The organism is Streptomyces sp. NPDC004051 (genome assembly GCF_053604275.1).
This window is the reverse complement of record NZ_JBSGHG010000001.1, coordinates 363,289-376,831: the sequence shown is the minus strand read 5'-3', so window position 1 is coordinate 376,831 and position 13,543 is coordinate 363,289. Positions and strand designations below refer to the sequence as shown.

Genomic DNA, 13,543 nt, shown 5'->3' with positions numbered 1-13,543 from the left:
CCAAGGATTTGAACTGATCACAAGAGAATCACTAGGGTCAGGCCTCGAACCTCCGCTCGGGTGATCGTTCACATGGGGTGGCGACGGCGGAGGTCCCGCCCGCCGGCGTGTCGGTAGGCGGCTGGAGGAAGAAGGAGCTCGCCTCCGTGGCGTCCCACCGTCGTCCCAAGCAGCCGAACCGGGCACGTGTCACTGTGCTCACCACCGCTGCCGCAGCTGCCGTCGTCCTGAGCTCGCAGGCCGCCAACGCGGCCCCCAGCGAGAAGCCGAGCAAGGACGAGGTGAAGGCCAAGGTCGACAAGCTCTACCAGCAGGCGGAGCAGGCCACCGAGAAGTACAACGGCGCCAAGGAGAAGCAGGAGAAGCTCCAGAAGGAGATCTCCACCATCCAGGACAACGTCGCCAAGGGCCAGCAGGAGCTCAACGAGCTGCGCGACGGCCTCGGTTCGATGGCCAGCGCCCAGTACCGCAGCGGCGGCCTGGACCCCTCGCTCCAGCTCTTCCTCTCCGCCGACCCGGACGACTACCTCGACAAGGCGGCCACCCTCGACCAGCTCAGCACCCAGCAGGTCGACGCGCTGAAGAAGATCCAGGAGAAGCAGCGCGAGCTCGCCCAGCAGCGCTCCGAGGCCTCCGGCAAGCTCGAGGACCTCGACTCCACCCGCACCGAACTGGGCAAGAAGAAGAAGGAAGTCCAGAGCAAGCTGGGCGCCGCGCAGAAGCTGCTCAACAGCCTGACTGCGGAGGAGAAGGCGCAGCTCGCCCAGGAGGAGGAGCGCGCCACCCGCGCCAGCGAGCGGGAGGTCCTCAAGGCCTCCGGCTCCGGTTCGGGTTCCGGTACCGACGCGGGCACCGCCGCCGGCACCGGCAGCTCCGCCCCGGTCTCCAGCGGCTCCGGCCGCGCCGGCGCCGCCTTCGCCGCCGCCCAGAGCAAGCTCGGCACCCCTTACGTCTACGGCGCCACCGGCCCGTCCTCCTTCGACTGCTCGGGCCTCACCTCCTGGGCGTACGCCCAGGCCGGCGTCGGCCTCCCGCGCACCTCCGAGGCGCAGACCGGCGCGGGCACCAAGATCTACTCGGCCAGCCAGCTCCAGGTCGGCGACCTGGTCTTCTTCTTCAACGACCTGCACCACGTGGGTCTTTACGCGGGCAACGGCCAGATCATCCACGCCCCGCGCAGCGGCACCGTCGTCCGCTACGAGTCGATGAACACCATCGGCGGCCCGTTCATGTTCGGCGTCCGCGTCTAGAAGCCGACGGACCCGCGTGCCTCCGTTCGGGGGAATCGTGGTCCGCCGCTCGACTCCACGCCCCGCCTGTGACCTGCGGTCAGAGGCGGGGCGTCACCATGTGTGACCACCCGGGTCATTGGTCGGTCGCCCGCCCCGGGGTTACTGTCTGCCGCGTTTCCCCGTCCGTCAGCGGAAGGAGCGCGGTCCCCGTGGGGTCCCATCGACGCCTTGCACCCTCTCCCGGTCTCGACCGGGGCGCCACCGTCGCCGTAGGCATCCTGTCCGCGGCGGCGGCCGCCCTGGGCGCCGTACCGGCGACGGCCGTCCCGCACGACGATCCGACGGCCGACGTGGACCGCCTCTACGAGGAGGCCGAGCGGGCGACCGAGGCGTACAACGAGGCCGACTCCCGCGCAGACGCCCTGCGGGGCCGGGTCAACACCGTCCAGGACGAGATCGCCCGGCAGCAGGAGCGTGTCAACACCCTGCGGGAGGAACTCGGTTCGCTGGCCGGAGCGCAGTACCGCTCCGGCGGGCTGGCCCCCTCCCTCACCCTGTTCCTCTCCGACGACCCGGAGGAGTACCTCGAGCGGGCCTCGGTGCTCGACCGGCTCACCGCCCGCCAGGCCGGCCGGCTGAAGGAACTCCAGGAGGCCGGGCGCTTCCTGGACCAGAACCGCGCGAAGGCGTCCCACAGGCTGAAAGAGCTGGAGCGGAGCCGCAGGGCGGCCGCCGCCCACAAGAAGACCGTGGAGCGCAAACTCGCCGAGGCCCGGCGGCTGCTCGGCGCGCTCCCCGAGGCCGAACGCGCCGCCTACGAGCAGGCCGCCCGGTCCGGCCGCTCCGGCCCGCCCGGCCCGTTCGGCGCCGCGGCCGCTTCCGGCCGTGCGGCCGCCGCCGTCGCCGCCGCCCGCTCCGCCCTCGGCTCGCCCTACGTCTGGGGCGCCAACGGGCCCTTCGGCTTCGACTGTTCCGGTCTGATGCAGTGGTCGTACGCGCAGGCCGGGGTGGCCCTGCCGCGCACCTCGCAGGCCCAGCGGCACGCCGGCCGGCAGGTCCCGCTCTCCCAGGCCAGGCCCGGCGACCTGGTGCTCTACCGGTCCGACGCCAGCCATGTGGGGATGTACGCGGGCAACGGCCAGGTGATCCACGCGCCCTACCCCGGCGCCCCCGTGCGCTACGACCCGGTCGGGATGATGCCGGTCTCGTCCGTCACCAGGGTCTGACCGGAGCGGCCCGGCGCCCGTACCCTCACAAGGGTGGCTGGTCGAAGGAGGATCCCGGGGGCGTCGGTGACGGCGCTGTGTCTGCTGCTGGTCTCCCTGGTCGGCTGCGGCGGCCGGCCGGTCACCGACGGCGCCCACGCCGAGGTGCAGGCCCTGCTCGACCGGCGGGCCGGGGCCGTCCTCGGCCACGACGCCGCCGCCTACGCCCGTACCGGCACCCGGGCCGGGTACGACACCCTGCGGGAGGTGCCGCTGGCCGACTGGACCTACCGCGTGACCGCGGTGCGCCGCACGGGCGACAGAGCCACCGTCGACGCCGACCTCGGCTACCGCGTCGCGGGTTACGACCGGGCCCCGGTCACCACCGCCCGCACCCTGCGCCTGACCCGGCACGACGACGGCCGGTGGTCCGTCGACTCCGACCGTCCCGCCGGGAAGACCGGCCGACAGCTCTGGGACCAGGGCGCGGTGCGTGCCGTGCACGGGGAACGGAGCCTGGTGCTCGGTGTCGGACAGCCCGACGGGAAACTGCGCGACTACGCCGAACTGGCCGACCGCGCGGTGCCGTCGGTGTCGGACGCGTGGGGCCCGCGCTGGGAACGGCGCGTCGTGGTCCTGGTCCCGGGCTCCCTGGAGGAGATGGCGGGGCTGCTGGGTGCGCCCGCCTCCTCCTACCGGGGGATCGCGGCCGTCACCACCGGCGAGACCGGCGCCGGTGCCGAGTCGCCCGCGGACCGGGTCATCGTCAACCCGGACGCCTTCGGAGTGCTCGGCGACTCGGGCCGGCAGGTGGTGGTCACCCACGAGACCACCCATGTCGCCACCCGCTCCCACACCACCGCCTCGACCCCGCTGTGGCTGTCCGAGGGCTTCGCCGACTGGGTCGGCTACCGGGGCAGGGACCGCCTCCCGGCCGACGCGGCACCGGAACTCGCCCGTGCGGTGAGGCACGGGGAGGTGCCCTCCGGGCTGCCGGACGACGGCGACTTCGGCTTCTCGGGCGACACCGACGGCCTCGCCCGCGCCTACGAGAGCGGCTGGATGGCCTGCCGTCTCATCGCAGAGCGCTGGGGAGAGGAACGCCTCGGCGCGTTCTACCGCGCCGTGGGCGCGCACGCGGGGCGGGAGGGCGCGGTCGAGGACGCGATGCGCCGGGTCCTCGGCACCACACCGGAGGCCTTCACCGTCGCCTGGCAGAACTACCTGCGCGAGCAACTCCACTGACCCGGCCGGGGTGTCCGCCGCACCGGGAGACCGGGAGACCGGGAGACCGGGAGACCGCGAGACCGGGCCGGAGTCAGGAGGAGACCGGTGCTCTCGCGGGGCTTCGGGGGCGGTCCGCGGGGTCCGCGGGCGGGAGCGTCCGGGGGACCGTCCCGCGCCACAGGGTGCGGGCGGCGAGGAAGGTGGCGGCCACCAGCAGGCCGTTGCGGAGGAAGAGCAGGGCGACGCCGAGCGGGTCACTGGCCACGACGTGCGCGAACCACAGCGGGAACTCCAGCACCGTCACGAACGAGGCGACCAGCACCAGGGCCACCGGCAGCCGCATCCGGCTCCCCCGGTGGCACAGGCAGACCGCGGCGAGCCCGACCAGCCACACCATGTACTGCGGGCTGATCACCCGGCTGGTGGTGGTGAACATCAGCACGGCCACGAACGCGGCGTCGGCGAGGGTGTGCGGCTCGAAGCGGGTGGCCAGCAGCCGCCACAGCACCAGCCAGGCCAGGGCCGCCCCGGTCAGCACCATGGCGCCCGTGCTCACCCAGGTCACGTACGGGCCGAGGAACTCCACCGAGCCGTAGTTGAGCAGCACCCGGCCGTCCCAGCCGTGGTGCCGGGCGACATGGAAGACCAGCGCCCCCAGCGACTCCACCTCCGTGCCCCGGTCGCGCTGGAAGCCCAGGAACGCGAACGCGCCCGGCACGAACACCGCGAACGCGCCCGCCACCGCGACACCGGTCACCGCCGCCGACACCCACGCGGAACGCCGGCGGACACCGAGCAGCAGCATCGCCGGCCACACCTTCAGCAACGCGCCGAAGGCCGCCAGTGCCCCCAGCAGCCGGGGACGCCGGGCGCCGGCCAGCAGCGCGGCCACCGCCACCGCGGTCACCATCACGTCGTAGCGGGCGTACACCGTCGGACCGAGCAGCGGCACCCCCGCCACCCACACCCAGGCGCCGCGACGGCTTCGGCCCGGCCGCCCGCCCGCGTACAGCAGCAGTGCCAGGGTGGCCAGATCGGCGAGGAGCACCAGGACGAAGAAGGCCGTGGCGTACTCCAGGAACGGCAGCAGACCGGGGGAGAGGATCGCCAGCGCCGCCGCGGGCGGGTACTGCCAGGTCACGTCGTCCAGCGGGAAGGTCCCGGTGCGCAGGACCTCGTACCAGCCCCGGTAGATCCCGGACACGTCGCTGGTGACGTCCGGGCCGGGGAAGACGACCACCTTCAGGACCCACAGCAGCAGGACGGTCCTCGTCAGACCCCAGAGTGCGAGCAGCCGAGCCGGGAACCCGCGCGAGCCCATCGTGTCCACGTGATTCCTGCCCGTCGGTGTGCGGTCCTGGGGGGCCATGATGTCGCGGATCCCGGTGCGCGTGCCACAGCGGCCCCCTCCGGGCCCGGGGCCGGCCGGTCCTCCCGGCGGCCGGTTCGATGCCGGGTGCCGGCGGTTCGGTAGGGTCGGCGACGATGCACAAGACCCTGATCGTGACCAACGACTTCCCGCCCCGGCCCGGCGGCATCCAGGCGTTCCTGCACAACATGGCGCTGCGGCTCGACCCCGATCGCCTCGTCGTCCACGCCTCCACCTGGAAGCACACCCGGGAGGGAGCCCTGGCGACCGCCGCCTTCGACGCCGAGCAGCCCTTCACCGTCGTACGCGCCCGTACGACGATGCTGCTGCCGACCCCGCAGGCTACCCGGCGGGCCGTCGCCCTGCTGCGCGAACACGGGTGCACCTCGGTGTGGTTCGGGGCGGCGGCGCCGCTCGGGCTGATGGCGCCGGCGCTGCGCCGGGCGGGCGCCGAACGGATCGTGGCCACCACCCACGGCCACGAGGCGGGCTGGGCCCAGCTGCCCGCCGCCCGGCAACTGCTGCGCCGGATCGGCGAGTCCACGGACACGATCACCTACCTCGGCGAGTACACGCGCTCGCGGATCGCCGGCGCGCTCACGCCCGGGGCGGCCACGCGGATGGTGCAACTGCCGCCCGGGGTCGACGAGAAGACCTTCCACCCCGGCTCCGGCGGCGACGAGGTCCGGGCCCGGCTCGGACTGACCGACCGCCCGGTGGTCGTCTGCGTCTCCCGGCTGGTGCCGCGCAAGGGGCAGGACACACTGATCCGCGCCATGCCCGCGATCCTGGCCGCCGAGCCGGACGCCGTGCTGCTGATCGTCGGCGGCGGACCCTACGAGAAGGACCTGCGCCGGCTCGCCCGGGACACCGGGGTGGCCGGCTCCGTCCGCTTCACCGGCGCCGTGCCCTGGTCCGAGCTGCCCGCCCACTACGGCGCCGGGGACGTCTTCGCGATGCCCTGCCGCACCCGGCGCGGCGGACTGGACGTGGAAGGGCTCGGCATCGTCTACCTGGAGGCCTCCGCGACCGGCCTGCCCGTCGTCGCCGGCGACTCGGGCGGCGCCCCCGACGCGGTCCTCGACGGCGAGACCGGCTGGGTCGTCCGGGGCGACACCCCCGCCGAGTCCGCCGACCGCATCATCACCCTCCTCGCCGACCCCGGACTCCGCCGCCGCATGGGCGAGCGGGGCCGGGAATGGGTCGAGGAGAAGTGGCGCTGGGACCTGCTGGCCGAATCCCTGAAGAACCTGCTCTGACGTGCTCCGCCGTGGCGGGCACCCCGGGGACGGCGGCGCCCGCCACGCTCCCCGGAGGGAACGGGCGGGCGCCGCCGGACGGGCGGGAAGGTGTCACATGATCGGGTCGGGCTGGCGGGCCAGGTCCGCCGCGCCCACCAGGCCGGCCTTGTTGCCGAGTTCGGCGGCGCGCACCTCGGCCACCGGGCGCCAGTTGCCGCCGACCAGCCAGCGCTTGTAGGACTTGCGGATCGGGTCGAGGACCAGCTCGCCCTCCTCGGAGAGACCGCCGCCGACGATGAACGCGGACGGGTCGAAGAGGGAGGCCAGGTCCGCGAGGCCCGCGCCGACCCAGCGGGCCAGCTCGCGGTAGGAGTCGACGGCCACCGGGTCGCCCTGGCGGGCGGCCATGGAGACGTGCTTGCCCTCGATGCCCTCGGGGGTGCCGTCGCCCAGGGAGAGCAGGACCTCCGCGTTCTCGGGGGTCGCGTTGGCGCGTTGGGTGGCGTACCGGACCAGGGCGCGGCCGGAGGCGTACTGCTCCCAGCAGCCCTGCGAGCCGCAGCCGCACAGCAGGCCGTCCGGCACCATCCGGATGTGCCCGAACTCGGCGGCCACGCCGAAGTGGCCCCGGCGCAGCTTGTTGCCGATGATGACGCCGCCTCCCAGACCGGTGCCGAGCGTGATGCAGATGACGTTGCGGTGGCCCTTGCCGGCGCCGAACTTGTACTCGCCCCAGGCCGCGGCGTTGGCGTCGTTCTCCACCACGACGGGAAGACCCGTGCGGGCCTCGACCTTCTCCTTGAGCGGCTCGTTGCGCCAGTAGATGTTGGGGGCGAAGTACACCGTCGAGCGCTGGCGGTTGACGTATCCGGCCGCACCGATGCCCACGCCGACGATCTCGTGGCCCGCGCGTGCCCCCTCCACCGCGGAGGCGATCGCGTCCACGATGCCGTCGGGCGTGTCCGGGGTCGGCACCTTGTGGGTCGAAAGGATGGTGCCTTCCTCGTCGACCACGCCGGCCGCGATCTTGGTGCCGCCGATGTCGACGCCGATGGTGAGTCCCATGAATCCCTCAGTTCCGGTCGAGCCCCGCTACCGCCCACGGTACCCGAGGCGCTGCCGCCGGGTTCCCGGCACCGGCGGGACCGCCCGTCGGCCCCGGGCCGTCAGTCCAGGTCGATGCGTTCCCCGCCGGGGCCCGGCTCGTCGCCCCGGTCCCGGCCCGGGCCGTCCTCGCCGCCCTCGTCCCGGACCTCGTCGGGGTTCCAGGCACGGGTCTCTCCGGTCGTCCAGCGGCGTTCCTGGCCCTGGACCGCGGAGCGGTAGGCGGCGAGCAGCTCGTTGCCCGCGGCGGCGAGGTGGTCGAAGACGTCCGGGTTGCGTTCGACGACCGGTTCCACGGCCGCCTTGGCCTGCTGGACGACCTGGCGCACCACCTGCTGCGCGGCCGGCCCGGCGACCGCGCCGAACAGGGGCGCCGGGAGGCCACCGGTGAGCTGGTCGAACTTCTCGGCGACCGCGTCGACGAGCTTGCGCAGTTCCTCGGCGGCCGAGCCGGGCGGCGGTCCGTACCGGGCGCGACGGCGGGCCTTCTCCGCCTCGAGGTCCTCGGCGCACGCCGTCGCCCAGGCGTCCGTGTCGAAGGCGGTGCGCGCCTCGTCCACGGTGCGCGCCTCGTCCACGGCGCGTACGTCGTCCGCCACGGCGCGTACGTCGTCCACGGGTTCGTCCCCGGCGGCGTCGGGCGGAGGGAGCTGATCGCTCATGGTGGACTCCTGACTGTGATGGGCCCCTCCGACGTTACCCGAACGGCCGTAGCGGCTTCACGGAGTGCGCGGCCACAGCCGCGGATCCGGCCGGAACCGGATGCGCAGCTCGCCCTCGCGCAGGGCCGCGCCGTCCACGGTGCAGCGGCGCAGCGCGGAGGGCAGTGGGACGGTCCGCCGGAACGGCCCGGCGGTCACGGCGAGTTCGTCGCCGCGCCGGATCAGGTCCAGTTCCTCGCGCCGGGCGCCGGGCAGGGGGATGTGCCAGACCAGTACGCCGTCGTCGGCGGTGGCGGGCTCCCCGTCCGGGGGGAGCCGGAAGCCGGGAGGGCCGGTGACGGGCCACTCGACCCCGGCGGGCGCCCCCTCGGCGGCCGGCACGCCGGGTACGGCGAGCGCGGCGAGGTCGTCCGGGCCCCGCGGGTCGCGCCCCAGGTGGGCGACCGGGTGGACCTCGTACGTCTCGCGCCACTCGTCCAGGGTCTTGCGCTGCTGGGCGACCAGGCCGGCGAGCCGGCCGTCCTCGACGTTCTCGGGCAGCAGGCGCCCGGCGACCAGCGCCTCGGTGCGCAGTCCGCGCAGGGCGAGGCCCAGCCCCGCGGTGCGCACCGCGTCGGCGCCGGCCGGCCCGGGGTCGGCGACCAGCCGTACGGTGGTGTTCCGGTCGGCGAGGACGGCCTCGACCGCGGCCAGTTCGGTGTCCCAGCGGGCGGCCGTCCCGTACAGCCACTCCGCGGGCATCGGGACCCCGGCGAGGCGGCCGAGTACGGGGCGCAGGGCGCGGGCGGCCTGGCGTTCCGGCGGGAGCAGGCGGCGCAGGCAGCGGCGGAGGTCCTCGGGGAGGGCGAGGAGGGCGAGGGCCTGCGGGGTGGGCGGAAGATCGACGACGAGCAGGTCGTAGGCCTGTGACAGCGCCGCGTCCCGCAGGGCGCGCAGCACGGAGAGCTCCTCGGCGCCGGGCAGCGGGCCGAGGTCCTCGGGGTCGAGCCGGGACGCGCCGAGCAGGTCGAGCACGGTGGCGGCCCGGTCCTGGAGGGCGGCCAGGTCGGCGTGGAAGTCCGCGCCGGCGTCGATGCGCCGGGCGGTGAGCCCCTGCTCGACCTCGACGGGCCCGCTGCCCAGGGGCGTCCCCAGTACGGCGCCCAGCGTGTCCACCCGGTCGGTGCCCAGCACCAGGACCCGGGCGCCTCCGCGGGCGGCGGCGAGCGCGGTGGCCGCCGCGACGGTGGTACGTCCGTTGCCGCCGGGGCCCGTGATCAGGAGGGTACGCATGAGGGTGAACGGTACCCGGGCCCGTGCCCGACCGGCGCCGTTGCCTCCCGGCCGGCGCTACTCCGCCGCAGGCTTCCCGTCGGAGCCGTCGGCGGGCTCCTCGCCCGAGCCGTCGGCGGGCTCCTCGCCCGACTCCACCCGCTTCTTCAGTCCCGCCAGGGCCCGGTCGATGATGACCTTCTCGGCCTTGCGCTTGATCATGCCGAGCATCGGGATCTTGACGTCGACGGTGAGCCGGTAGGTGACCTCGGTGGTGCCCGCGCCGGTCGGCTTCAGGAGGTAGGAGCCGTCCAGGGAGCGCAGCATCTGGGACTTCACCAGCGTCCAGGAGACCTCGTGCTCACCGGTCCAGGTGTACGCGAGGATCTGGTCGTCCTTGATCGCGCCGGCGTCCATGACGAGGCGCACCTGCTCGGCCCGGCCCCGGTCGTCGGAGGTGAGGACCTCGGCCTCCTTCACCTCGCCGGTCCAGTCCGGATAGCGGGCGAAGTCGGCGATCACCCCCATGACATCGGCCGGTGCCGCCTCGATCGTGATGCTCGAGCTGGTGTGTTCCGCCATCGCCGTGGCTCCTCCAGGTGCGGGCCGGTGGTTCGGATCGCCGTGCGCGGCCCCCGCGCACGCCCGTGCAGCGGAAGGCTATCGCGCACCCGGTGGGCGCCCCTCATCCGACCACGACTCGTCCGACAGCGACTCCTCCGACCGCGACTCGTCGGAGGTTCTCACCACTCGAGGACCCAGGGCCGGCCGCCGGCCGCGAAGTGCCCCACGTTCACGCATTCGGTGGCCCCGATCCGCATGCGCCGGACCAGCGGCTGGTGCACGTGTCCGAACAGCGCGTACCGCGGCCTGGTGCGGTGGATGGCGTCCAGCAGGGCCCGGCTGCCGCGCTCGAAGCGGCGCGCGACGGTGTCGTACACCAGCTCCGGGACCTCCGGCGGGATGTGCGTGCACAGCACGTCGACCTCGCCGACGGCCTCGATCTTCGCCGCGTACTCCTCGTCGCTGATCTCGTACGGCGTTCTCATGGGCGTGCGCAGCCCGCCGCCGACGAAGCCGAACACCCGGCCGCCGATCTCCACCCGTTCGCCGTCGAGGACGGTGGTGCCGGGGCCGGCGTACTCCTGCCACAGGGGCGGTATGTCGACATTGCCGTAGGTGGCGTACGTGGGGACCGGAAAGGCGGCGAACAGCTCGGCGTACTGCCTGCGCACCGCCTTCTCGATCGCCGCGGCGCGGTCGGCTCCGATGCCCGCCCACAGCCGGGACTGGAACGCGCGCGCCTCCTCGAAACGGCGGGCGGTGCGCAGTTCCACGATCCGGTCGGCGTTCTCCACGCCGAACAGGTCGGGGAAGATGCCGCGGGAGTGGTCGGCGTAGTCGAGGAAGAGCACCAGGTCGCCCAGGCAGATCAGGGCGTCCGCGTCGTCACCGGCGCGGGCCAGGTCACGGGCGTTGCCGTGCACGTCGCTGACCACGTGGACGCGCGTGCGCCGGTTCCCGTCTGGTGTGGAGGCCATGGCGATCAAGGGTAGGCGTGTCCGTCCCGGGTGAACAGTGGCGTACGGACCTGCGGTAACTGGCTCGAGGAGGAGGCGGTGGAATACTGTGCGCGATGGAGCAGCCAGCTGTGTGACGCAGCGAACATCTCACCGGGTCCCCCTGTCGTAGCATCCGTACCGACGGGTAACGTCCGGGCAGTCCACTGGTGCTCGGGTTTTCAACGGCTGAATCCTCGAGCACCCGACCGAGCCTTGGACCGCGCCGTCGCCGCAGCGCACAACGTCGTGGCGCCGACGCCCTAAGAGGAGCAGCAGTCTTGCGCGAGTTCAGCCTTCCGGCTTTGTACGAGGTCCCCGCGGACGGCAATCTGACCGACATCGTCCGCAGAAACGCCGCGCAGCATCCCGATGTCGCCGTCATGGCCCGCAAGGTCGGCGGCGTGTGGCAGGACGTGACGGCGACCGTCTTCCTCGCCGAGGTGCGCGCTGCCGCCAAGGGGCTCATCGCCTCCGGTGTCCGGCCCGGCGACCGGGTGGGGCTGATGTCCCGCACCCGCTACGAGTGGACCCTGCTGGACTTCGCGATCTGGAGCGCCGGCGCGGTCACCGTGCCGGTGTACGAGACCAGTTCGCCGGAGCAGGTGGCCTGGATCCTCAGCGACTCCGGCGCCACCGCCTGCGTGGTGGAGAGCGACGGCCACGCGGCCGTGGTGGAGTCGCTGCGCGACCGGCTGCCCGCGCTGAAGCACGTGTGGCAGATCGACGGCGCGCTCGACGGCGGTGCGATCGCCGAGCTGGGACGGCTCGGCCGGGACGTCACCGACGAGACGGTCGAGGAGCGCAGCTCCGTCGCCAGGGCCGACGACCCGGCGACCATCGTCTACACTTCCGGCACCACCGGCCGCCCCAAGGGCTGTGTGCTCACCCATCGCAGCTTCTTCGCCGAGTGCGGCAACATCGTGGAGCGACTGCGCCCGCTGTTCCGCACCGGCGAGTGCTCGGTCCTGCTCTTCCTCCCGCTCGCGCACGTCTTCGGCCGACTGGTGCAGATCGCGCCGATGATGGCGCCGATCAAGCTGGGCTGCGTCCCGGACATCAAGCAGCTCACCGACGAACTGGCCGCGTTCCGGCCGACGTTGATCCTGGGTGTGCCGCGGGTCTTCGAGAAGGTCTACAACTCGGCGCGGGCCAAGGCGCAGGCCGACGGCAAGGGCCGGATCTTCGACCAGGCGGCGGACACCGCCATCGCGTACAGCAAGGCACTGGACACGCCCTCGGGTCCGTCCCTCGCCCTGCGGGTCAAGCACAAGGTCTTCGACCGGCTGGTGTACGGCAAGCTGCGCGCGGTGCTCGGCGGGCGCGGCGAGGCCGCCATCTCCGGCGGCGCGCCGCTGGGCGAGCGCCTCGGCCACTTCTTCCGCGGCATCGGCTTCACGGTGCTGGAGGGGTACGGGCTCACCGAGTCCTGCGCGGCCACCACCTTCAACCCCTGGGACCGGCCGAAGATCGGCACGGTCGGACAGCCGCTGCCCGGCTCGGTGGTCCGCATAGCCGATGACGGCGAGGTGCTGCTGCACGGCGAGCACCTGTTCAAGGAGTACTGGAACAATCCGGGCGCGACGGAGGAGGCGCTGGCCGACGGCTGGTTCCACACCGGCGACATCGGCACCCTCGACGAGGACGGGTACCTGAGCATCACCGGGCGCAAGAAGGAGATCCTCGTGACCGCGGGCGGCAAGAACGTGGCGCCGGCCGTGATCGAGGACCGTATCCGCGCGCACGCGCTGGTCGCGGAGTGCATGGTGGTCGGCGACGGGCGGCCGTTCGTGGGCGCGCTGGTCACCGTCGACGAGGAGTTCCTGGTCCGCTGGGCGGCGGAGCACGGCAAGCCGGAGGGGGCCACGGCGGCGTCGCTGAGCGGGGACCCCGATCTGATCGCCGCGATCCAGACGGCGATCGACGACGGGAACGCGGCGGTCTCCAAGGCGGAGTCGGTGCGGAAGTTCCGGGTGCTGCCGGCTCAGTTCACGGAGGAGTCGGGGCACTTGACTCCCTCGTTGAAGCTGAAGCGGAACGTGGTGGCGAAGGACTACGCGCACGAGATCGAGGCGATCTACGCGAAGTAGGCGGTTTCGCCCTGCGGTCGCCCCGCGCCCGTCGGAGTCCAGGACAGGAACCGACCTGTTCCCGGCTGCTTTCGCCGTAGTCCGTCACCCTCGGCGGGGGAACCACCGCCATGTCCCGGCAGGTCGGCGCCGCCCCGGAGGGCCGCACCACCGTCTCCCCCTGGGTCGTCACCGACGACACGGGGCCCTTCCTCGACTTCCTCCCCCGGGTGTTCGGGGGCGAGGAACTCGCCAGGGTGCGGACCGAGGACGGCTCCGTCGGACACGGCGAGGTCCGGGTCGGGGACACCGTCGTGTCGGCCTTCGACCGGCGCCCGGGTCGTCACTCCGATCGCCGACGACGCCTTCGGGCAGCGGGGAGGGCGGATCAGGGACCCCTTCGGCGCCATCTGGCGGGTGCCCGGTCACATCGAGGACCTCTCCGAGGACGAGACGGGGAAGCGGCTGCAGCACCCCGGCCACGCCGAGGGGATGCGGGTGGCCCAGGAGAGGCTCGACGCCGAGCTCAGCGGCCGGCGCCAGGGGCGCGCCGGCGCCCCGGTCAGGAGGCCGACGCCCGGATGACCCGCGGCGGGCTCACGGCCGGCACACGGCGGCCCGTAC

At 73.5% G+C, this 13,543-nt stretch carries 11 protein-coding genes and 1 pseudogene; 6 read left to right on the top strand and 6 right to left on the bottom strand.

Going from position 1 to position 13,543, the window contains the following annotated elements:
• Positions 1-146: 146 nt before the first annotated feature.
• The 3 genes from ACWEQO_RS01750 (at position 147) to ACWEQO_RS01740 (ending at position 3,682) form a co-directional block, all read left to right on the top strand.
• Positions 147-1,250 (top strand): NlpC/P60 family protein, encoded by a 1,104-nt coding sequence (locus ACWEQO_RS01750; protein WP_452977734.1) that lies wholly within the window; start codon positions 147-149, stop codon positions 1,248-1,250.
• A 191-nt stretch (positions 1,251-1,441) separates the two neighbouring features.
• Positions 1,442-2,458, top strand: a complete 1,017-nt coding sequence (locus ACWEQO_RS01745; RefSeq protein ID WP_452977731.1) for an NlpC/P60 family protein — start codon at positions 1,442-1,444, stop codon at positions 2,456-2,458.
• Between the two features lie 33 nt (positions 2,459-2,491).
• On the top strand, positions 2,492-3,682 hold the full coding sequence (locus ACWEQO_RS01740; RefSeq protein WP_452977729.1) for a hypothetical protein: 1,191 nt from the start codon (positions 2,492-2,494) through the stop codon (positions 3,680-3,682).
• Between the two features lie 73 nt (positions 3,683-3,755).
• On the opposite strand, the gene ACWEQO_RS01735 is transcribed toward ACWEQO_RS01740, so the two are convergent.
• On the bottom strand, positions 3,756-4,994 hold the full coding sequence (locus tag ACWEQO_RS01735) for a glycosyltransferase 87 family protein (protein WP_452978446.1): 1,239 nt from the start codon (positions 4,992-4,994) through the stop codon (positions 3,756-3,758).
• Between the two features lie 155 nt (positions 4,995-5,149).
• Between ACWEQO_RS01735 and ACWEQO_RS01730 the strand changes: the two genes are divergently transcribed.
• Positions 5,150-6,292: a glycosyltransferase family 4 protein gene (locus ACWEQO_RS01730; RefSeq protein WP_452977726.1), complete on the top strand. Its 1,143-nt coding sequence runs from the start codon at positions 5,150-5,152 to the stop codon at positions 6,290-6,292.
• A gap of 93 nt (positions 6,293-6,385) precedes the next feature.
• Here ACWEQO_RS01730 and ACWEQO_RS01725 read toward each other — a convergent pair whose 3' ends face one another.
• From ACWEQO_RS01725 to ACWEQO_RS01705, 5 genes are all read right to left on the bottom strand, one after another.
• The gene (locus ACWEQO_RS01725) at positions 6,386-7,339 is read right to left on the bottom strand and encodes an ROK family glucokinase (protein ID WP_361450404.1); all 954 of its coding nucleotides are present in this window, start codon (positions 7,337-7,339) and stop codon (positions 6,386-6,388) included.
• Positions 7,340-7,440: 101 nt separating this feature from the next.
• Positions 7,441-8,040, bottom strand: a complete 600-nt coding sequence (locus ACWEQO_RS01720) for a DUF5304 domain-containing protein (protein WP_452977723.1) — start codon at positions 8,038-8,040, stop codon at positions 7,441-7,443.
• Between the two features lie 57 nt (positions 8,041-8,097).
• Positions 8,098-9,312: an ArsA family ATPase gene (locus ACWEQO_RS01715; protein WP_452977720.1), complete on the bottom strand. Its 1,215-nt coding sequence runs from the start codon at positions 9,310-9,312 to the stop codon at positions 8,098-8,100.
• 57 nt (positions 9,313-9,369) lie between these two features.
• On the bottom strand, positions 9,370-9,873 hold the full coding sequence (locus ACWEQO_RS01710) for an SRPBCC family protein (RefSeq protein WP_361450413.1): 504 nt from the start codon (positions 9,871-9,873) through the stop codon (positions 9,370-9,372).
• Positions 9,874-10,034: 161 nt separating this feature from the next.
• Positions 10,035-10,832: a metallophosphoesterase family protein gene (locus ACWEQO_RS01705; protein WP_452977717.1), complete on the bottom strand. Its 798-nt coding sequence runs from the start codon at positions 10,830-10,832 to the stop codon at positions 10,035-10,037.
• A gap of 299 nt (positions 10,833-11,131) precedes the next feature.
• Between ACWEQO_RS01705 and ACWEQO_RS01700 the strand changes: the two genes are divergently transcribed.
• Together ACWEQO_RS01700 and ACWEQO_RS01695 are read left to right on the top strand one after the other, a co-directional pair.
• Positions 11,132-12,940, top strand: a complete 1,809-nt coding sequence (locus tag ACWEQO_RS01700; protein WP_452977714.1) for an AMP-dependent synthetase/ligase — start codon at positions 11,132-11,134, stop codon at positions 12,938-12,940.
• A 110-nt stretch (positions 12,941-13,050) separates the two neighbouring features.
• Positions 13,051-13,504 (top strand): annotated as a pseudogene (locus tag ACWEQO_RS01695) (VOC family protein).
• The last annotated feature ends 39 nt before the right edge of the window (positions 13,505-13,543 follow it).